Origin of the sequence: Pseudomonas donghuensis (assembly GCF_000259195.1) — a bacterium.
Lineage (GTDB): Bacteria > Pseudomonadota > Gammaproteobacteria > Pseudomonadales > Pseudomonadaceae > Aquipseudomonas > Aquipseudomonas donghuensis.
Genome location: NZ_JH650779.1, coordinates 1 through 20,872 on the forward strand (window position 1 = coordinate 1; position 20,872 = coordinate 20,872).

A 20,872-nucleotide genomic window follows, 5' to 3' on the forward strand; every position below is an offset into this window, starting at 1 on the left:
AGCAGCGGCGCCACACCGAATGGATAAGCCCGCAACCTCAGCATCCCAACCCAAGGATCATAGTCCCCAGGACTCCGTGAAGAATCATAAAAAAGCCCGGTGCACTGCACCTGGCTTTTTTCCATAACGGAGGTTTACAAGCTCGCCACCGCCGCGCCGACGGCACGGGCAAACCGTCCGGCCACTTCATCGACTTGCTCAGCGGTGATGATCAGCGGCGGCAGGAAGCGCACCACCGCCCCCTGACGACCACCCAATTCGAGGATCAAACCGCGCTTGAGGCATTCACGCTGCACCAGCGGTGCCAGACGCGGGCAGACTGGCGGATGCCCTTGGGTATCGAGCCGGCCATTGGGATCGACCAGCTCGACACCCAGCATCAAGCCACGGCCACGGATGTCGCCCAACTGCGGGAAGTCTTGCTGCAGACGCCGCAGATGGCCGGCTAGACGCTCACCCATTTCCTCGGCGTGCGCACACAGGTCATGCGCCTTGAGGAAATTGATCACCGCCGAGCCTGCGGCCATGGCCATCTGGTTACCCCGGAAGGTGCCGGCATGCGCCCCTGGCTGCCAGGTGTCCAGCCATTGGCGGTAAACCACCACCGCCAGCGGCAGGCCACCGCCAAAGGCCTTGGACAGCACCACGACGTCAGGGGTGATGCCCGCGTGCTCGAATGCGAACATCTTGCCAGTGCGGGCAAAGCCGCTCTGAATCTCATCGACGATAAGCGCTACACCGGCTTTTTCAGTGATACGCCGCACACCGCGTAGCCACTCGATATCCGCCGGAATCACCCCGCCTTCGCCCTGGACCACTTCAACGATCACCGCCGCCGGCAATTGCACGCCGCTTTCCGGGTCGCTCAGCAGGTTTTCCAGGTAGTGCAGGTTGACCTTCACACCCGCCTCGCCGCCCAAGCCAAAAGGGCAACGGTAGTCATAAGGGTACGGCAGGAACTGCACGCCATTGGCCAGCAGGGCCGCCAGCGGTTTCTTCGGCCCCAGGCTCCCCATCAGGCTCAGCGCCCCTTGGGACATGCCATGGTAGCCACCCTGGAACGACAGTACGGTGTTGCGCCCGGTGGCGGTGCGGACCAGTTTCAGCGCCGCTTCCACCGCATCGGTGCCGGTCGGCCCGCAGAACTGGATTTTCGCTTCGCTGCGCAGTTGCTCCGGCAGCAGGCTGAACAGGTCCTGGACAAACTGGTCCTTGACCGGCGTAGTCAGGTCCAGGGTATGCAGCGGCAGTTCATCGGCCAGCACTTGCTGGATCGCTTCGATCACCACCGGGTGGTTGTGGCCCAGGGCCAGGGTGCCGGCACCGGCCAGGCAGTCGATGAACTGACGCCCTTCGACGTCCTCGACATAGAGGCCACGGGCACGCTTGAGCGCCAGCGGGATACGCCGCGGGTAGCTGCGGGCATTGGATTCCTGCTGGTTCTGTCGGGCCAGTAACGGCGATTCATCGAATGCGTAAAGTGTTTCAGGAGCCAGGGTGTCCGAAGACACCGGGTGCGCCTGGGCAAGGCTGATAGCGACTGACATCGGGGAAAACCCTCGCAAGCAAGCGGATGTGCCCGTCACGCGCCTGTTACCAGATGGGTGCGGGTTGTTATCGCTTGAAAAACGCTTCAGCGCCGCGAGGATTTAGCCGCTTGGCTGTCACCGCTGAGGTTTTTTTCTGGCCCGCAGTACACCGCCCCTCATTGCGCGCGTGTGCGCAATGGAATCTGCAGCAGTACCCGCAAGCCATCGCTGCGGCTGTCAAAGCGCAAGCTGCCGGCGCAGCGCTGGACGATCGCCTGGACGATGGCCAGGCCCAGCCCGCAACCGCCACTCTGGCTGTTGCGCCAGAAGCGTTCGGTCAGGTGCTCAAGGTCCTGGTCGGCAATGCCCGGGCCGTGATCGCGGACCAGGAACGCCACCCGGTCCTGCTCCACCTGCACCGCCAACTCCACGGGTGCGCTTGCGCGGGTATGCCGCAGGGCGTTGTCGAGCAGGTTGCGCAAGGCCGTCACCGCCAGCGGCGTGGGCATGCCGAGGTAGACTTGGGCCGCACCGGGTGCCAACTGCAGATCAATACGCCGGGCGTTGTCGATGCCGGTGTCCTGAATCGCCTGGCGAGCGATCTGCTCGGCATTGCATTGCAGGCCATCTTCGAACGACAGGCGACCTTCCACCCGCGCCAGCAGGAGCAATTGCTCAAGCGTCCGATGCAGGCGATCAGCGCCCTGTTCGGCATGCTCCAGCGCCTGCTCGCGGACCTCGCCGTCGGTCATCCGGGCCACCTGCAGGTGGGTTTTGATCGCGGTCAGCGGGCTGCGCAGCTCATGGGCGGCATCATCGGTCAGCCGCCGTTCGCGCTCGATGGTCTGGCCGATGCGCAGGAACAGCTGGTTCTGGGTTTCCAGCAACGGTTGCAGCTCACTGGGCAGGCCGCGCACCTGCAGCGGCTCAAGGGAATCCGGGCTGCGCCGGCGCAAGGCATCGCGCATGCGGTTGAGCGGCGCCAGGCCCTTGCCAACCCCCATCCACAGCAAACCGAGACTGCCGAGCAAGGCCATCAGCACCGGCGCCGAGGCCGCCAGCAGGATCGAACGGTTCAGGGCCTCGCGCTCCTGGTGGCGGTCGGCGGTGGTGATGCGTACATCGCCATGGGCATAGGTGAAACTGCGCCAGCGCGCACCATCGATGGTCTGGTCGTGAAAACCGCTGCGCTGGTCGTCGAGGGTCTGTTCGTTGTTGTGGCTGCGGGCGAGGATTTCACCCCGCAGCGAGCTGACCTGGCAGGCCATGCCGTCGACGCTCAGTTGATCAGCGCTCAGGCGCGTGCCCTCGCCCTTGCTCGACAACGGCTGCGGCAACTGGTCGACGAGACCTGCGACCATGCGCGCCGAGGCCACCAGGCGTTGATCGAGGGAGAACATCATCTGCATGCGCAGGTCGCGCAGCATCCACGCCGCCGCCAGCACCCAGATGACGATGAAGGCGGTACCCAGGATCAGGGTCAGGCGCAAACGCAGGGTCATGGTTGCGGCTCCTGCGGCAATTGCGCCGGCCCCAGGCGATAACCCAGGCCACGCACCGTTTCGACGATACCGTTGCCCAGCTTGCGCCGCAGGTGATGGATATGCACGTTCAGGGCATTGCTCTCGACCTCGTCACCAAAGCCGTAGACGCTGTCCTTGAGCTGCTCGCTGGACAACACCCGGCCACGGTTGTGCAACAGCGCCTGCAACAGCGCCTGCTCGCGGCGCGAGAGGTCGACCGGCTGGCCGCCCAGGCAGGTTTCACGGCTGCTGGGGTCGTAGCTGAGCGGGCCGTGTTCGATGACGTTCACCGCCCGCCCGGCCGCACGGCGCAACAAGGTGTGCAGGCGTGCGGCGAGCTCGCGCAGGTCGAAGGGTTTGAGCAGGTAGTCGTCGCCACCGGCTTGCAGGCCCTCGACCCGATCGGTGACCGCATCGCGGGCGGTGAGGATCAGTACCGGCAATGAATGACCCTGCTGACGCAAGCGCTGCAGCAGCTTGAGGCCGTCTTCGTCGGGCAGGCCCAGGTCGAGCACCATGACATCGAATGCTGCGGCCTGGAGCATGGCCTGGGCCGCGCTGGCGCTGGCCACCCGGTCGACGGTCATGCCCTGGGCGGTCAGGCCGGCGCTGATGCCGCTGGCGATCAGGTCATCATCCTCGCAGAGCAATACGTGCATGGTCGGGTCTCGGTCATGAAAGGCCTTATTCAAGCCCAGGCGGATTAACCGAGGATTATGCCGCGCCAGGCCACAGCCGTCGCGGCCTTGGCGACAATCGTCAGGCGCCGGGTTAACTTTCGGTTAATCCGCCTGGGCCAAGCTTGGCCCTTCATCGCATTGCCAAGGCGTCGACATGCGCGTTTTTCTGTTTGCCCTGATGTTCCTGCTAAGCGGCCTGAGCCAGGCCAACCCGTTTGCCCAGAGCGACTTCCTGCCGGTCAACAAGGCCTTCGTGTTCAGCAGCGAACGCCTGGAGACCGGGCAGATGCGCCTGCACTGGCAGATCACCGACGGCTACTACCTGTACCAGAAACGCCTGAAATTCGACGGCCTGGCGCCGGAGCAGCAGCCCGAATTGCCCGCCGCCCTGCCCCACAGCGACGAGTATTTTGGTGAAACCCAGGTATACCGTGGCGAGCTGGAACTGATCCTGCCCGCCAGCGCCAGCGGTGAACTGCGCATGGGCTGGCAGGGCTGCGCCGATGCCGGCCTGTGCTACCCGCCACAAACCAGCCTGGTCAGCCTGGGCGGCACGACCGTCGACACGCAAGCCAGCGACCAGGCCCTGGCCGGTGGCCTGCAGCAGTCCACTCTGGCCTGGAGCCTGCTGGCCTTCCTCGGCCTGGGCCTGCTGCTGGCCTTCACCCCGTGCTCCCTGCCGATGCTGCCGATTCTCGCCGGGCTGGTCCTGGGCAGCGGTGCCAGTGCCCGCCGCGGCTGGTTGCTGGCCAGTGTCTATGTGCTGAGCATGGCCCTGGTGTATGCCGCCTTGGGCGTGGTTGCCGCGCTGCTGGGGGCCAGCTTTCAGGCCTGGCTGCAGCAACCCTGGCTGCTGGGCACCCTGGCCGGCTTGTTCGTGCTGCTGGCCCTGCCGATGTTCGGCGCCTTCGAGCTGCAGCTGCCGGTGTGGATTCGTGACCGCCTGGAGCGGGCCGGGCACGGCACCCGTGGCGGCAACCTGTATGGCGCCGCCTTGCTCGGGGCCTTGTCGGGCCTGCTGATGGGCCCGTGCATGACCGCACCGCTGGCCGGCGCCCTGCTGTATATCGCCCAGAGCGGCAACGCCGTGCATGGCGGCCTGGTGCTGTTCACCCTGGGCGTGGGCATGGGCTTGCCGCTGCTGTTGCTGGTGACCCTGGGCAACCGCTTCCTGCCACGCCCGGGCGCCTGGATGAACCGGGTCAAGGGCCTGTTCGGCTTCGTCTTCCTGGCCATGGCGCTGTATACCTTGCGCGCGGTGCTGGAGCCGTCGCTGTGGCTCGGCCTTGCCGGCGCCTGGCTGATCGCCCTGGCCTGGGCCGCGTGGCCGGCGTTGCAGGCACTGCGAGCGCTGCGCGCAGCGTCGCTGCTGCTGGGGTTCTGGGGCAGCCTGTTGATCGTTGGCGCTGCCGCCGGTGGCAATGACCCGTGGCAACCGCTGCAGCCGTTTACCGCCGGCAACGGCCCGGCAACCCTCGCCGAGCACCGCGATGCCTTCACCACCGTGAGCCAGCCAGCCGACCTGCAGCGTGAGCTGGAGGCGGCCAAGGCCCAGGGCCAGTGGGTGATGCTCGACTACTATGCTGACTGGTGCGTGTCGTGCAAGGTCATGGAAAAACAGGTCTTCGCCCGTGCCGACGTGCTGGCGGCACTGAGCGGCGTGCGCCTGCTGCGCCTGGATGTAACCGCTGATGCAGCGTCCAGCCGCGAGTTGCTGCTGCGCTACCAGGTCCCGGGCCCGCCCAGCCTGATCTGGATCGGCCCGGAGGGCAGCGAACGCCGGGCCCGACGCATCACCGGTGAAATCGATGCGGCGAACTTTCTCCAACACTGGGCCGCCACCCGGAGCCAAGGATGATGCTGACTGTCGCGCTCGGGCCACTGACCATGGCCCTGAACCACCTGCTGCTGATCTGTGCCCTGGCCCTGGCCAGCCTGGTCGGCTGGCGCGTCGCCAAGCGTGGTGGCGACAACCCGGAATCAGTGCTGTTCGGCCTGTTCTTGCTGGGCCTGTTCAGTGCTCGCGTGGGTTTTGTCATCCGCTACTGGTCAATGTACCAAGGGGACCTGCTGCAGATCATCGACCTGCGCGACGGCGGCTTCCTGCTCTGGCCAGGCCTGCTCGCGGTCGCCATCGGAGCGTTCTGCCTGGCTTATCGCCGGCCGGCCCTGCGCCGGCCGCTGGGCTGGGGACTGCTCAGTGGCGGCCTGTTCTGGCTGCTCGGCAGCCTGGCCAGCCATCTCTATGACCAGGGCACACAACTGCCCGACATGAGCCTGCGCAAGGCCAACGGCCAGGCCGTACAATTGGCCGAGTACCGCGGCAAGCCGCTGGTGATCAACCTCTGGGCCACCTGGTGCCCGCCGTGCCGGCGCGAGATGCCGGTGTTGCAACAGGCCCAGGGCGACTACCCGGACATCACCTTCCTGTTCGTCAACCAGGGCGAGGCGCCACAAACCGTGGTCACCTTCCTCGCGACCACGGGCCTGAACCTTTCCCACGTATTGTTCGACAGTGGCGGCCAACTGGCACAGAAAGTCGGCTCCATGGCCCTGCCCACGACCTTGTTCTACAACGCCGAGGGCCGCCTGGTCGGCAGCCACCTGGGCGAACTGTCGCGTGCCAGCCTCAGCCACGCCCTGCAATCTTTCGAGCGCGCGCCCGCGCCTGCCGCCCCATCCCCCACAAGGAACGTCGCATGCGATCTCTGCTAAAACTGCCCCTCACGCTGGCCCTGGGCCTGATAACCAGCCCACTGGTGCTGGCCGAAGACTTGCCCAAGGCCGTCCAGCAGTTGGAAGCCAAAGGCGCGAAAATCAAAGGCAGCTTCGATGCCCCCAACGGCCTGCGCGGCTATGCCGCCGAGTACCAGAACCGCGGTTTGGCGCTGTACCTGACCGCCGATGGCAAGCACGTGCTGGTGGGTAGCCTGTTCGACGAGCAGGGCCAGGACCTGAGCCAGGCGCCGCTGGAAAAACTGGTGTATGCGCCGATGGCCAAAGAGGTCTGGGCGAAGATGGAAAAAACCGCCTGGATCGCCGACGGCAAGGCCGATGCACCGCGTATCGTCTACCTGTTCAGCGACCCCAACTGCCCGTACTGCAATATGTTCTGGCAGCAGGCGCGGCCCTGGGTCGAGTCCGGCAAGGTGCAATTGCGCCATATCATGGTCGGCATCATTCGCGAAGACAGCCCGGGTAAATCCGCCACATTGCTGGCCAGCCATGACCCGGCCAAGGCCCTGGCGCAACATGAGCAGGCCGGCAAGGCTAGCACCCTCAAGGCCCTGGAGAAGATTCCCGAAGCCGTACAAAGCAAGCTCGACGCCAACCTGGCGGTGATGGAAGAGCTCGGTCTGTCAGCAACGCCGGCCATTTTCTACCTGGACGACCAGCAACAGCTGCAAACCCAACAGGGCGCACCACGACCGGAGCTGCTCGGCAAGATCCTCGGCAAACGTTGAACAGCCGGCGGATGTAACAACAGGGCGGTCACGGCGTCTGGAGAATACCTGCCTCATCCAACCACAGGAACTCGCCATGACCCGCCCTGCCTGCCTTGACCGTTTCCTCCACTCCGCCCTCGACATCCAGCTGCTGCGCTGGAGCCTGATCCTGATCTTCTTCGGCTTTGGCTATACCAAGTGGTTCGACTACGAAGCCCAGGCGCTGATCCCGCTGATCGATAACAGCCCGCTGTTGTCCTGGCTGCACCTGGCCTTTGGCATCCAAGGCGCCAGCTATGCACTGGGCGTAGCAGAATGGGCGACTGGCGCGGCGTTGCTGGCCGGTATCTGGCAACCGCGGGTGGCAGTGATCGGAGCACTGGGTTCAGTGCTCACCTACACCACCACCCTGACCCTGATCATCACTACCCCGGGCGGCTGGGAGAACAGCGCCGGGGGCTTTCCGGCCATGGGTGGGGCGACGTCCTTCCTGATCAAGGACGCCGTATTGCTTGCCGCATCGGTCGCCTTGCTCAAGCACGACCTGCTGCGTACCCGCCCCGCCCCGGCCTGAAGCCCTACAGCGCTTCCAGCTCGGCCATCAGGTCACTGAGGCGGTCGACCTTGTCGTCGCTCAGCTCACTGGCCTTCAGGCCCTCGACATAGGTCGCCAGCTCCTCGACGGTACTGCACTCGAACATGGCCCGCAGCGGCACGTTCAGTTGCAGCACCTTCTGCACCCGCGAAGCGATCTGGGTGGCCAGCAATGAATGCCCGCCCAACTCGAAGAAGTTGTCGCGTACCCCGACCCGCTCAGCCTTGAGCACCTCGGCCCAGATACCGGCCAGGGTCGCTTCCAGTTCGCTGCGCGGTGCCAGGTAGGCCTGACTGTGCTGGGCGCCGATGTCGATGGCCGGCAAGGCCTTGCGGTCGAGCTTGCCGTTGGCATTGAGCGGCAGTTGCTGGAGCCAGGCCCAGTGTAGCGGCACCATGTACTCCGGCAGCTCGGCACGCAGACGCTGCTTGACCTGTTCCAGCAGCACGCTGGTATCGGCGCCTGCGTTGCTGGCCACCAGGTAGCCGACCAGGTGCTTGCCGTTGACCCCGTCCTGAACCCCGACCGCCGCATCACGAATCGCGCTCTGCTCATGCAGGCGTGCTTCGATCTCGCCCAGTTCGATGCGGTAGCCGCGAATCTTCACCTGATGGTCGATACGCCCGACGTACTCGAGCACACCGTCGGTACGCCGACGCGCCAGGTCGCCAGTGCGATACAAACGTTCACCAGGCGCACCGAACGGATGCGGGATAAAGGCTTGCGCGGTGCGCACCGGGTCACCGACATAGCCACGGCCGACGCCGGTACCGGCAACGCACAGCTCGCCCACCGCCCCTAACGGCACCAGCGCCTGATCGTCGCCAAGCAGGTACAGGCGGTTGTTGTCGGTCGGCGTGCCGATCGGCAGGTAGCTGCCCCGGGTCGAGGCGGCATCGACGCGGAAGAACGCCACGTCATCCGAGCACTCGGCCGGGCCATAGGCATTGACCAGGCCAATGTGCGGATAACGCTGCAGCCACTGCGACGCCAGTTCCGGCGGCATCGCCTCACCGGTCGGGAGCATCCAGCGCAAGCCATCGAGCTGTTGGTGGTCGTTGGCAAGCATGCCCTGGATCAGCGACGGCACGCTCTCCAGCACGCTGATGCCGGTAGCCTGCACATGCACCAGCAAGCCCTGCGGGTCGTGGGCAATGGCATTCGGCACAATCGCCACTTGGGCACCGAACAGTGGTGCGGCGAGGAACTGCCAGACCGAAATATCGAAGCTCTGCGAGGCGGTCTGGGCAATCACATCCTGCTCATCCAGTTGCAGGTACGGCACCTTGCTCAACTGGTTATTGAGCATGCCGCGCTGCTCGACCATCACCCCTTTGGGCAGCCCGGTGGAGCCGGAGGTGTAGATCACATAGGCGAGGTTGTCCGGCCCGCTGTAGATGCCCGGGTTGCCATCCGGCCCGGCAGTTGCCTGGATCTGCTCCCAGATCAGCAGTTTCGGCCGCCCGGCACAGCTCAACTCGTCGAGCAAGGCACGCCCCTGCTCGGCACAGGCTTCACTGCACACCAGCACCGGTATGCGGCTCAGTTCAACGATCCGTTGCAGGCGCGCACCGGGCAGGCCAGGGTCCAGCGGCAGGTAACCGGCGCCGGCCTTGAAGCAGCCGACGATCATGCCGAGCAATGGCAAGTCGCGTTCGGCCAGCAACGCCACTGGCTGATCGACCGCCACACCGGCGCCCACCAGGGCATGGCCCAGGCGGTTGGCCTGGCGGTTGAGCTCGGCATAGCTCAGCGTCTGCTCCAGGCAACGCGCGGCAATACGCTGTGGATGCGCCGCCACCCGCGCCTCGAACAGTTCGGCGTAGCTCTGCTCCAGACTGTAGGCCTGCTCGCTGTGGTTGCAGTCATCGAGCAGGAAACGCCGCTCGGCTTCACCGAGCAACGGCAGTTCGCTGACATCGCCCTGGAAGCCCTCGGCCAGGGCCAGCAGCAAGCGCTTGAACTCGGCCAGCAAGCGCTCGACCGTAGCGGTATCGAAGTAACGCTGGTCGAACGACAGGTGCAGCCCCAGGTCGTCGCCTGGATAACAGACGGCGGTCAACGGGAAGTTGGTGTGGGTGCGCCCGGAATCGGAGCTGGCGTTAAGGCTCTGCGCTCGATCAAGTACGGCAACCTCCACCGGCGCATTCTCGAACACGAACAGGCTGTCGAACAGCGGCTGGCCCTTGGGCAGCTCGCTGCACTCCTGGATGCTCACCAACGGCAGGTACTCGTACTCGCGCAGTTCCATGTTGCGTTCCAGCAGTCCTTGCAGCCACTGGCGCACGCTGCAGCGCTCACCCGCTGCGGGCAGTTTCACCCGCAGGGCGATACTGTTGATGAACAGCCCGACGGTGCGCTGCATCTGCGGCATGCTCACCGGGCGACCGGCCACGGTAACGCCGAAGACCACGTCGCGCTCACCGCTGTAACGGCTCAGCACCAGCGCCCAGGCGGCTTGTGCAAAGGTGTTGATGGTCAGCTGATGAGCCTGGGCCAACTCGCGCAGGCGGGCACCATCGACGGCATCGAGGCGGGTGTAGCAATCGCCGACGACCATGCCGGCATTCTCCACCGCGTGGTCACGCAGCAATGGCCGGTCGCTGGGCACCGCGGTGCTGCGCTCGAAGCCTTCGAGGTTGTTGCGCCACCACTGGCGCGCCTCGTCCAGGTCCTGATGCTGCAACCAGCCGATGTAGTCGCGGTAGCGCGGCGGCACCGGCAACTGCGCCTGACGGCTCTCGCCCATGGCCAGGTAGATCTCGAAGAAGTCGTTCATCAGCAGCGAACGGCACCAGGCATCGATGAGGATGTGGTGGTTGCTCATCATGAACCAGTAGCGGTCCGCGCCCACCCGCACCAGGCGCAGGTGGAATGGCGCCTGCCGGAGCAAGTCGAAACCGGCTTCGCGCTCCTGCTTGTGCAACGCTTGCAGGCGCGCTTCCTGTTCAGCTTCGGGAATAGCGGACCAGTCCTGATAGTCGACCGGCGTTGCCCCCGGCTTGTGAATGATCTGCAGCATGGCCTCGCCCGCATTCCAGCAGAACGAAGCGCGCAAGGCCTCGTGACGGCCGACCACCGCTTGCCAGGCTGCGGCGAAACGCTGCGGGTCGAGGGCGCTGTTGATCCGGTAGCGGTCCTGCATGTAGTAGATGCCGGTGCCCGGTTCCAGCAGGGTATGCAGCAGTAGCCCCTCCTGCATCGGCGTCAGCGGGTAGACGTCCTCGATCTGCGCAGCGGCGACCGGCAAGGCATCGATCTGCTCCTGGCTCAACTGCGCCAGGGGGAAGTCCGAGGGTGTGAAGCTGCCGGCGCCCGGGCTCAGGCAATGCTCGATCAGGCCGATCAGTTCCAGGCGGTAGGCCTCGACCAGGGTTTCGATGGTCTGCAGGTCGTAACGCTCGCAGCTGAAGGTCCAGCGCAGTTGCAGCTCACCGCCATAGACCTGGCCATCAACGCTCAGCCAGTTGGGCAGCGGCGCCTCCAGGTCGTGGGCCAGCCCGGTACTTTCATCCACCGGCTGGTACAGCGCGCCGGCCTGGAACTGCTGGTCGAACTGGCCCAGGTAGTTGAAGGTAATGCGCGCCTGCGGCAGCGCGGCCATGGCTTCGCGCACCGGGGTGTCGGCCAGGTAGCGCAGCACCCCGTAGCCCACACCCTTGTGCGGCACAGTGCGCAGTTGCTCCTTGATAGCCTTGATCGAAACGCCCTGCCCCGCAGCCCCTTCGACGTTCAACGGGCTCAGGCTCAGCGGATAGGCACTGGTGAACCAGCCGACGCTGCGGGTCAGGTCCATGTCCTCGAACAGGTTCTCGCGGCCGTGGCCTTCCAGTTGCACCAGCACCGAACTGTCGCCGCTCCAACGGCACAGCACGCGGGCCAGGGCGGTCAGCAGCAGGTCGTTGACCTGGGTGTGATAGGCACCGGGTGCCTCCTGCAGCAGTTGCCGGGTGCGGGTCGCGTCCAGGCGCACGCTGAGGGTTTGCGCCTGCTGGTGCAGATTGGCCCCTTGCGGATGATCACAGGGCAGTTCGCGGCTGGCGGTACTCAACTGTGCCTGCCACCAGGTTTGCTCGTCACGCAACGAATCACTGCCAGCATAGGCCACCAGCCGCGCGGCCCAGTCGCTCATGGCGCGGGTCTTGGCCGCCAGCGACTGACCGCGGTACAGCGCCTGCAAGTCTTCCAGCAATACGCGCCAGGAAACGCCGTCGACCACCAGGTGGTGGATCGCCAGCAACAGGCGCTGGCGCCCCTCGCCGTCCTCAACCAGCAAGGCGCGCAGCAGCGGCCCCTGTGCCAGATCAAGGCTGCGCTGCACATCGCTGTACAGGGCCTGGCAGTCAGCCAGATCGGTCACCGACGCTTGCCAGAGCAACTCGCGGTGGTCGGCCTGGGCGTATTCGCCCTGCCATTGCCCGTCGGCCGGGGTGAAGCGCAAGCGCAAGGCATCATGCTGCTGCAGCAACTGCTGCAACGCCTGCTCCAGCTTCTTGCCATGCAAGCGTTCGACCGGCGCCAGCAGGACCGCCTGGTTCCAGTGCTGGGGTTGCGGCACATCGCTGTCGAAGAACCAGTGCTGGATCGGCGTCAACGCCGCACGTCCGCTCAGCGGGCCCTGATCGACCTGGGTGGTTTCACTGCGACTGACCACCGTGGCCAAAGTCTGGACGGTCTGATGCTGGAACAGGTCGCGCGGGGTGAAGTGCAGCCCGGCCTGACGCCCACGGCTGACCACCTGGATCGACAGGATCGAGTCGCCACCCAGTTCGAAGAAGTTGTCCTGCAGACCGACCTGCTGGACATTCAGTACTTCACGCCAGATCGCCGCCAACTGCTGTTCCAGCTCGCTGCGCGGCGCTTCATAGTGCTGGCGGCCCTGCTCCAGGTCCGGCGCCGGCAAGGCGCGGCGGTCGAGCTTGCCATTGCCGGTGAGCGGCATTTGCGCCAGCAGCACCAGGTGGGTCGGCACCATGTAGTCCGGCAGGTGCAGGCGCAACTGCGCCTTGAGTGCGTCGCGCAGCTCGGCCTGCCCGGCGGCATCGGCCTGGGCCTGGTCGCACACTAGATAAGCGGCCAGTTGCTTGCCGCCAGGCATGTCCAGGGCCAGCACCACCGCCTCGCGCACCGCCGGGTGTTCGAGCAGGCGGGTTTCGATCTCGCCCAGTTCGATACGGAAGCCACGAATCTTCACCTGATGGTCGATACGCCCGACATACTCGACCAAACCGTCGGCACGTTGGCGCACCAGGTCGCCGGTACGGTACAGGCGCCCGCCGTTGTCGCTGAACGGGTCAGCGACAAAACGCTCGGCGCTCAAACCCGGGCGTTCGTGGTAACCCTGGGCCAGGCCGGCGCCACCGACGTACAGCTCGCCAATGCCACCTTGCGGCAACAGGGCCAGGTCGGCATCGAGGATGTACGCCGTGCGGGCCCCGACCACGCGGCCGATCGGCACACTGCCGGCGCCGGCTTCAAGTTGCTCGGGAGCCAGGCACGCCAGGGGCATGACCACGGTTTCGGTCGGGCCATAGGCGTTGTAGAACTGCTGCGGCGTGAACGCCTGGCGAATTCGCTGCAGGTGCTCGCCGGTCAAGGCCTCGCCACCGGTAATCACCAGGCGCACCGGCAGGCTTTCATTGCGGCTGGCCAGCCACTGGGCGAGCTGGCTGCCATAGCTGGGCGTAAAGCCTAAGATCGACACCTGCTGCTCGCGGATCAAACTGCAGATTTCTTGCGCACCCCACTGCCCTTGCCCACGCAAAACTACCCGCGCACCACAGAGCAACGGCACCAGCAAGCGCTCGGTGGCAGCGTCGAAGTTGATCGAATAAAAATGCAGCTCGCAGTCGTCGCTGCGCATGCCAAAACGCTCGATCACCGCCTGGCAGTGCATGGCGATTTCACCATGGCTGACCACCACGCCCTTAGGCTTGCCGGTGGAGCCAGAGGTGTAGATCAGGTAGGCCTGATGACCCGGCAAGGTCAGCGCTGGCAAGGCTTCGCGACTGTAGGCGGCAAGCGCATCGCGGTCCTCTTCCAGGCACCAGCGGCCGACCTCGGCGGGCAACGCCCCGAGGGCCTCGAACAGTGCACGCTGGCCCAGCAGCAACGCAATGCCGCTGTCCTCGATCATGTAATGCAGGCGTTCCAGCGGGTACTCCGGGTCCAGTGGCACATAAGCGCCCCCGGCCTTGAGGATCGCCAGCAGGCCAACCACCATCTCCAGCGAGCGCTCCAGCGCCAGGCCGACGCGCACCTGCGGGCCGACGCCGCGCTCACGCAGCACGCGGGCCAACTGGTTGGCGCGGGCGTCGAGCTCAGCGTAGCTCAGGTGCTCACCGGCGAAGGTCAGGGCCAGGGCATCCGGCTGACGTGCTGCTTGTTCACTGAACAGCTGGTGAATGTTCTGCCCCAGCGCCAGGGCGCTGTCGCCCTTGAGCGAATCGCACAAGGCCCTTTGCTCGACCGCCGCCAGCAACGGCAACTCGCCCAGGCGTTGCTCGGGATCACCCAGCAGTGCCACCAGCAGGTTCTGCCAATGGGCGGCCATTTGCGCGATGCGCGGCGCGTCGAACAGGTCGCGGCTGTAGGTCAGGCAGCAACCCAGGCGGCGGTCGAGGTCGGTGACTTCCAGGTTGAGGTCGAACTTGGTCGCGCGGGCGTCGTTGACCAGGTACTCGACCTGCATCCCGGCCAACTCGCGGCTTTGCTGGAATTCCCAGCGCTGGACGTTGCACATCACCTGGAACAGCGGGTTGTAGGCACTGCTGCGAGGCGGTTGCAGGGCCTCGACCAGTTGATCGAACGGCAGGTCCTGATGGGACTGGCCATCGATCACGGTCTGGCGCACCTGCTCGATCAACTCAGCGACGCGCATTTGCCCGTCGAGCTGGCAACGCAGCACCTGGGTATTGAGGAAGGCGCCGATCAGGCCCTCGCTTTCCGGACGAATACGATTGGCCACCGGCGCACCGATACGCAGGTCGGTCTGGCCACTGTAGCGGTACAGCAACACCGCCAGCGTGGCGGTCATGGTCATGAACAGGGTCAGGCCGTGCTCGGCATTGAAGGCGCGTACCCGCGCGGCCAGCTCCGGGCTCAGGTCGAAGCGATAGAGCTCACCGCGATGGCTCTGCAGCGCCGGGCGCGGACGATCGGCAGGCAGTTCGAGCACCGGATGCTCATCGCCCAGCTGGGCTTGCCAGTAATCCAGCTGACGCTGGCGCTCGCCGTTTTCCAGCCACTGGCGCTGCCACACGCTGTAGTCCAGGTACTGCACCGGCAACGGTGGCAGCGGCGATTCGCGCTCGTCGACAAAGGCCTCGTAAAGCTCGCCCAGCTCGCGGGCGAAAATATCCATGGCCCAGCCTTCGGTAACGATGTGGTGCAGGGTCAGCACGAAGTAGTGCTCTCGCTCGCCAGCCTTGACCAGGCAGGCGCGCAGCAGTGGCCCGCGCTCCAGGTCGAAGGGCTGGTGCGCCTGCTCGTCGGCGAACGCCTGCAGGCGTTGCTCGCGAACCTGCGCTGTGGCACTGGAGAAATCCAGCCAGCTCATCTGCAGGTTGCTGTCCTCGGCCACGCACTGATACGGCACGCCGTCGATGCTCGGGAAGGTCGTGCGCAGGGTTTCGTGGCGCACGATCAGCGCTTGCAGCGCCTGCTCGAAACGGCTGACATCCAGCACCCCGCTCAGGCGCGCCATGCCGCCGACGTTATAGGCCGGGCTGTCCGGCTCCATTTGCCAGAGGAACCACATGCGCTGCTGGGAGTAGGACAGCGGCACCGCCTGGCGACGGTCGATGCGCTGGATCTCGCCTTGCAGGTTGTGCGCACCGCTGCGCTGGATTGCCTCCACTGCCGCGGCAAAGGCGCCCAGCTCGCTGGCCTCGAACAAGGTGCGCAGCGGCAACTCGACGTTGCAGGCCTGGCGGGTACGGGAAATGATCTGGGTGGCCAGCAGCGAGTGGCCGCCCAGGGCAAAGAAATCGTCCTGCAAGCCGACCCGCTGGATACCCAGCACCTCGCGCCAGATCGCGGCAATCTGTTGCTGCAGGGCGGTACCCGGTTCGATGTGTTCACGCGATTGCCATTGCGGCTCGGGCAAGGCCTTGCGCTCGATCTTGCCGCTCGGGCCCAGCGGCATCTGCGCCAGGTGAACCAGTTGCGCTGGCACCATGTAGGCGGGCAGTTGCTCGGCCAGGGCTGCCAGCAACTGCGCGCTCGCGTCGATACCGCTGTAGTAGCCAACCAGCTGCGGGCCGGCGGCGCTGTCGCGAATCATCACCAGCGCCTGCTCGACGCCGGCCTGCTTCAATAGGCAAGCCTCGACTTCTTCGGGCTCGACCCGGAAGCCACGCAGCTTGACCTGCTGATCGAGGCGGCCAAGGTACTCCAGCGCCCCCAGGTCAGCCAGCCAGCGCGCCCGGTCGCCACTGCGGTACAGGCGCTGGCCGTCGCCATCGGGCTGCGGCACGAACCGTTCAGCGGTAAGCCCCGCACGCCCCAGGTAACCCCGGGCCAGGCCGGCACCGCCCAGGTACAGCTCACCCGGTACGCCAGGCGGCGTCGGTTCCAGCTCGGCATCGAGCACCCGGCACAGCACATTGGCCAACGGCCGACCGATCGGCGAGCGCGTGCCGTCGACAGCGCTGCATTGCCAGTGAGTGACGTTGATGGCGGTTTCGGTCGGGCCGTAGCGGTTGTGCAGGGCCACCTGCGGCAATACCTGCTGCACCCGCTCGCGCAGGTTTGCCGACAGTGCCTCACCGCCAGAGAACAACCGGCGCAGGCTGCTGCACTGTGCGGCCAGCGGTTCCTGGACAAACACCTGGAGCAAGGCCGGAACGAAATGCAAGGTGGTCACGCCATGCTCGCGCACCAGCTCGGCGATGCGTTGCGGGTCGCGGTGCTCGCCAGGGCCGGCGAGCACCAGCTGGCAACCGTTGGCCAGCGGCCAGAAGCATTCCCACACCGACACGTCGAAGCTGATCGGCGCCTTTTGCATCAGCACGTCGCTGTCATTCAATGCATAGCGCTCCTGCATCCACTGCAGGCGCTCGGCCAGTGCCGCATGGGTGTTGCCAACGCCTTTGGGTTGGCCGGTGGAGCCGGAGGTGTAGATCACATAGGCAAGATTGTCACCGTGCAGGTGCAGGCCCGGCGGCTGGCTTGGCCAGCTGTCGAGCTTGAGGCGGTCCATGGCAATGGCGCTGACCTCGGCCGGCAGGCTCAGGCGCTCGAGCACGTCGCTGTGACTGAGCAGCAGGCTCGCGCCACTGTCGGCGAGCATGTAGGCCAGACGCTCGGCTGGATAATCGACATCCAGCGGCACATAGCCCCCCCCGGCCTTGAGAATGGCCAACAAGCCAATCAGCAGTTGCGGCGAACGCTCGGCGGCAATGGCCACGCACACATCCGGGCCGACGCCCTTGTCACGCAGGTAATGGGCCAGACGGTTGGCTTGCTGGTGCAGGCTGGCGTAGTCGAGACAGCCGCCCTGCCACACCAGGGCGGTACGCTCCGGGGTCTTGCGTGCCTGTTCGTTGAGCTGCTCGACCAGCCAATGCTGCGCCTGCGGTGCCGGGGCCTGGCCCCACTCGAGCAACCGCGCGCGGCCCTCGGCATCGAGCAATTGCAGCGCGCCAAGGGTGACGTCAGGTTGCGCGCAGACCTGTTCCAGCAAGCCGGTCAACTGTTCGATCAGGCGCTGCACGGTCGCCGCTTCGAACAGTTCCACGGCGTAGTCGAACGACAGCGTCAGCCTGCCCTGATGGTCCTCTTCACTGTGCAGTTGCAGGTCGAACTTGGCCTCGCGGCTGTGCCAGGGCAGTTCTTCGGCGAGCACCCCCGGGAGGCGGCGCAAGGCGCTGAGGTCGCGCTGCTGATGGTTGAACATGACCTGGAACAGGCCCTGCTCGCGCGCTTCGGGGAAGGCCTCGAGCAGTTGTTCGAACGGCAGGTCCTGGTGGGCCTGGGCCTCCAAGGTGGTGTGGCGCACCTGGGCCAGCAACTGCTTGAACGGCAAGCGGCCATCAAGCTGTGCGCGCAGCACCTGGGTATTGATGAAAAAGCCCACCAGGCCCTGGGTTTCCAGGCGCGGCCGATTGGCGTTGGGCACCCCGACACGGATGTCGGTTTGCCCGCTGTAACGGTGCAACAGGCTCTGGAAACCGGCGAGCAAGACCATGAACAGCGTGGCGTCATGAGCGAGCGCGAGGCTGCGCAAGGCTTCGGCCAGGCTCGGCTGCAGGCGCACGCTCAAGCGCGCGGCGGCATTGCTTTGGCGGTTTGAACGTGGGTAGTCGGTGGCAAGATCGAGCACCGCCTGCTGCTCACCGAGCCGATCCTTCCAGTACGCCAGTTGCCGGGCGCTTTCGCCCTGGGCCAGCCATTGGCGCTGCCAGCTGCCGTAGTCGGCATAGTCCAGGTGCAAAGCCGCCAGCTTGGCCTCCTGGCCCTGGCAATGAGCCGCATACAGGCGCGAGAACTCGTCGATGAGAATGTTCATCGACCAGCCGTCGGCGATGATGTGGTGCAACGTCACCCACAGCTGATGGTCGTCGCAGTCCAGCCGCACCAGGGTCACGCGCAGCAGCGGGCCCTGGTGCAGATCGAAAGGTTGCATGGCTTCGGCTTCGCGCTGCGCCAGCACTTCCTGGTCACTGGCGCCAGACAGATCCAGGCGCTGCACGCTAAACGCCAGGCTCGGCAGGATGCGTTGCAGTGCCTGGCCATCCTCCTCGGCGAACACCGTGCGCAGGGACTCGTGACGCTCGACCAGGGCCTGGAAGCTGGCCTGCAACGCCGCTTCGTCCAGCTCGCCACGCAGGCGCAGGGCACCGGGTATGTTGTATGCCGCGCTGTGCGGCTCAAGCTGCCAGGTCAGCCACAGGCGGTTTTGCGCCAGCGACTGCGGCAGGGCCTGCTCGCGGCCGAGGCGGCTGATGGCACCCCGGGCGACACCGCCATCGTTCTGCAACGCCGTCACCGCGGCGCTGAAGTCGGCCAGGGTCGGCGCCTCGAACAGCACCCGTACGCCCAACTCAAGCCCCAGTTCATCACCCAGGCGCGCACAGACCTGGGTGGCGGCAATCGAGTTGCCGCCGAGCAGGAAGAAGTGATCGTCCGCGGCAATCTGCTCCACGCCCAACTGCTCACGCCACAGACGGCCGATCCGGGCCTGCATGCCGGTCGCCGACGCATCTTGCTCGGCCACGGCCGCCGCCTGCTGATCGGGGAAGCGCGCATAGCAATCGAGGCTGCCGTCGTCCATGCGCAAACGGCAGGCCGAACGCTGCAGCTTGCCGCTGGACGTCTTCGGCAATGCGCCCGGGTTGAGCAGCAGCACCACCGCCGGGGCTTGCTGGCAGGCATCGGCGATCACCTGACGCAGGGTCTTGATCAGGCTCGCCGGGGTCATGATCTTCTGCACGTTGCGGCTGATCTCGACGGCGACGCCAATACCCTCCTCGCCATTGTCATCGACCGCGAATACTGCCACACGCCCTTTGCGCAGGACCTCGACCTCGCGCTCCAGGGTCTTTTCCAGATCTTGCGGGTAGAGGTTGTGCCCGCGCACGATCAGCAGGTCCTTGAGGCGACCGGTAACGAACAGCTCGCCGTCGCGCAAAAAGCCCAGGTCGCCGGTGCGCAGCCAGGTACGCCCGCTCTGTTCGACGAAGGTGGCGGCGGTGGCCTCAGGGTTGCGCCAGTAGCCTTTGGCAATGCTCGGACCGCTGGCCCAGATCTCGCCCACCTGGTTATCGGCCAGCACGGCCAGGCTGTGCGGCTCGACAACCTGCAGCGCATGCTCGGGCTGGCTGCGCCCGCAGCTCATCTGCAGCGAGCCGTTGCCTGGCGCTGCCCGGTTGCATGCCAAGGCCTGGGTATCCAGCTCAAGCGCGCCAATCCCCTGGCCACGGGTGCTGCCGCTGACAAACAGGGTGGCCTCGGCCAGCCCGTAACTGGCGAAAAAGTGTTCCGCGACGAATCCGCAGGGCGCGAACTTGTCGGCAAAGGCCTGCAGGCTGTCCTGGCGGATCGGCTCGGAGCCGGAATAGCCCCCCCGCCATTTGCTCAGGTCGAGGCTGGCCATTGCCGCGGCACTGACCCGTTCGCTGCACAGCCGATAGGCGAAATCCGGCCCACCGCTGATGGTGCCACCGTGATCGCTGATCGCCTGCAGCCAGCGCTGCGGCCGCGCCAGAAAATACGCCGGGGCCATCAACACACAAGGCACGCCGCTGAAGATCGGTTGCAGCAGACCGCCGATCAGGCCCATGTCGTGGTACAGCGGCAGCCAGCTGACAATCACGTCGTCCGGGTTTGCATCGATACCAAAGCCATGGCGAATCAACACTTCGTTGGCCACCAGGTTGCCGTGGCTGACTTGCACGCCCTTGGGCAAGGCAGTAGAGCCGGAGGTGTACTGCAGGAAGGCAATGTCATCGGCCTGCAAGGTCGGCGCCTGCCAACCGCCAGCCAGCTCCGCTGCCAGGCTATCGACCGCCAGCAATTGCGGCGCCGCGGGGTCGGCCAGCACGTCGAGGGCCTGCAGGCTGTCCTGCAAGGCGCTGATGGTCAGCAACAGGCGTGGCTCGGCATCGTCGATGATCGACAACAGGCGCTCCTGATGGTGGCGTCGTGAAGACTCCGGCGGGTAGGCCGGCACAGCAATCACACCGGCATACAAGCAGCCGAAGAACGCTGCGACGTAGTCCGGGCCACTGGGAAACAACAGGATCGCCCGATCCCCCACTGCAGTGCGCGCCTGCAAGGCAGCGGCGATGGTCCGCGCTCGCAGGTCAAGGTCGCAATAGGAAAGCACGGCTTCATCGCGCGGGTCTTCGGCCAGAAAGCGCAAGGCAACCCGATCCGGGCTGAGCGCTGCACGTTGAGCCAGTGCCTGGACCAGCGTAACCGGGAGTTCGAAGGCGTCCGTCATGGGGGTTCCTGCCAGAGTCTGTACATGAAATCAGGTCTCGGTTGGCGCGCCGGGCGGGCTTCCAGGCAGCGAAGTGCGCCTTGCCAGAGCCGAGGATGTACACAGAGAAACGGATGGCCGGAGGAAATAATTAAGCGGCGGGAACGGCGGGGG

The 20,872-nt window shown here is 65.7% G+C and carries 8 protein-coding genes; 4 read left to right on the plus strand and 4 right to left on the minus strand.

All coding sequences use genetic code 11. The annotated features are described in order from the left end of the window. Positions 1-134 precede the first annotated feature (134 nt). The 3 genes from UW3_RS0122815 to UW3_RS0122825 form a co-directional block, all read right to left on the minus strand. Positions 135-1,547, minus strand: coding sequence for an aspartate aminotransferase family protein (locus UW3_RS0122815; RefSeq protein ID WP_010225959.1), 1,413 nt, complete (start codon positions 1,545-1,547; stop codon positions 135-137). A gap of 158 nt (positions 1,548-1,705) precedes the next feature. Further along, on the minus strand, positions 1,706-3,031 hold the full coding sequence (locus UW3_RS0122820) for an ATP-binding protein (RefSeq protein WP_010225960.1): 1,326 nt from the start codon (positions 3,029-3,031) through the stop codon (positions 1,706-1,708). After that, a complete protein-coding gene (locus tag UW3_RS0122825) occupies positions 3,028-3,711 on the minus strand; it encodes a response regulator (RefSeq protein WP_010225961.1) in 684 nt (227 codons plus the stop codon). Before UW3_RS0122825 ends, UW3_RS0122820 begins: the two co-directional genes overlap by 4 nt. A gap of 175 nt (positions 3,712-3,886) precedes the next feature. Between UW3_RS0122825 and dsbD the strand changes: the two genes are divergently transcribed. The 4 genes from dsbD (at position 3,887) to UW3_RS0122845 (ending at position 7,752) form a co-directional block, all read left to right on the plus strand. Then, the gene (gene dsbD / locus UW3_RS0122830; protein ID WP_010225962.1) at positions 3,887-5,590 is read left to right on the plus strand and encodes a protein-disulfide reductase DsbD; all 1,704 of its coding nucleotides are present in this window, start codon (positions 3,887-3,889) and stop codon (positions 5,588-5,590) included. Further along, positions 5,590-6,447 carry a TlpA family protein disulfide reductase gene (locus UW3_RS0122835; protein WP_026001474.1) on the plus strand — a complete coding sequence of 286 codons (858 nt, stop codon included), beginning with the start codon at positions 5,590-5,592 and terminating at the stop codon, positions 6,445-6,447. The genes dsbD and UW3_RS0122835 overlap by 1 nt, the downstream gene beginning before the upstream one ends. Further along, complete coding sequence (gene dsbG, locus UW3_RS0122840; protein WP_010225966.1) at positions 6,432-7,196, plus strand: thiol:disulfide interchange protein DsbG; 765 nt, start codon at positions 6,432-6,434, stop codon at positions 7,194-7,196. The genes UW3_RS0122835 and dsbG overlap by 16 nt, the downstream gene beginning before the upstream one ends. A 76-nt stretch (positions 7,197-7,272) precedes the next feature. Next, the gene (locus UW3_RS0122845) at positions 7,273-7,752 is read left to right on the plus strand and encodes a YkgB family protein (protein WP_010225968.1); all 480 of its coding nucleotides are present in this window, start codon (positions 7,273-7,275) and stop codon (positions 7,750-7,752) included. Positions 7,753-7,756: 4 nt separating this feature from the next. Here the strand turns inward: UW3_RS0122845 and UW3_RS0122850 are convergent, their stop codons facing one another. Continuing rightward, positions 7,757-20,719 carry a non-ribosomal peptide synthetase gene (locus tag UW3_RS0122850; protein WP_010225970.1) on the minus strand — a complete coding sequence of 4,321 codons (12,963 nt, stop codon included), beginning with the start codon at positions 20,717-20,719 and terminating at the stop codon, positions 7,757-7,759. Positions 20,720-20,872: the final 153 nt, after the last annotated feature.

What these genes read in the sequence shown, in the direction of transcription:
- UW3_RS0122845 (WP_010225968.1), top strand. Translation starts at nt 7,273, where the DNA reads ATGACCCGCCCTGCCTGCCTTGACCGTTTCCTCCACTCCGCCCTCGAC.
- dsbD (WP_010225962.1), top strand. Translation starts at nt 3,887, where the DNA reads ATGCGCGTTTTTCTGTTTGCCCTGATGTTCCTGCTAAGCGGCCTGAGC.
- UW3_RS0122825 (WP_010225961.1), bottom strand. Translation starts at nt 3,711, where the DNA reads ATGCACGTATTGCTCTGCGAGGATGATGACCTGATCGCCAGCGGCATC.
- UW3_RS0122850 (WP_010225970.1), bottom strand. Translation starts at nt 20,719, where the DNA reads ATGACGGACGCCTTCGAACTCCCGGTTACGCTGGTCCAGGCACTGGCT.
- dsbG (WP_010225966.1), top strand. Translation starts at nt 6,432, where the DNA reads ATGCGATCTCTGCTAAAACTGCCCCTCACGCTGGCCCTGGGCCTGATA.
- UW3_RS0122820 (WP_010225960.1), bottom strand. Translation starts at nt 3,031, where the DNA reads ATGACCCTGCGTTTGCGCCTGACCCTGATCCTGGGTACCGCCTTCATC.
- UW3_RS0122815 (WP_010225959.1), bottom strand. Translation starts at nt 1,547, where the DNA reads ATGTCAGTCGCTATCAGCCTTGCCCAGGCGCACCCGGTGTCTTCGGAC.
- UW3_RS0122835 (WP_026001474.1), top strand. Translation starts at nt 5,590, where the DNA reads ATGCTGACTGTCGCGCTCGGGCCACTGACCATGGCCCTGAACCACCTG.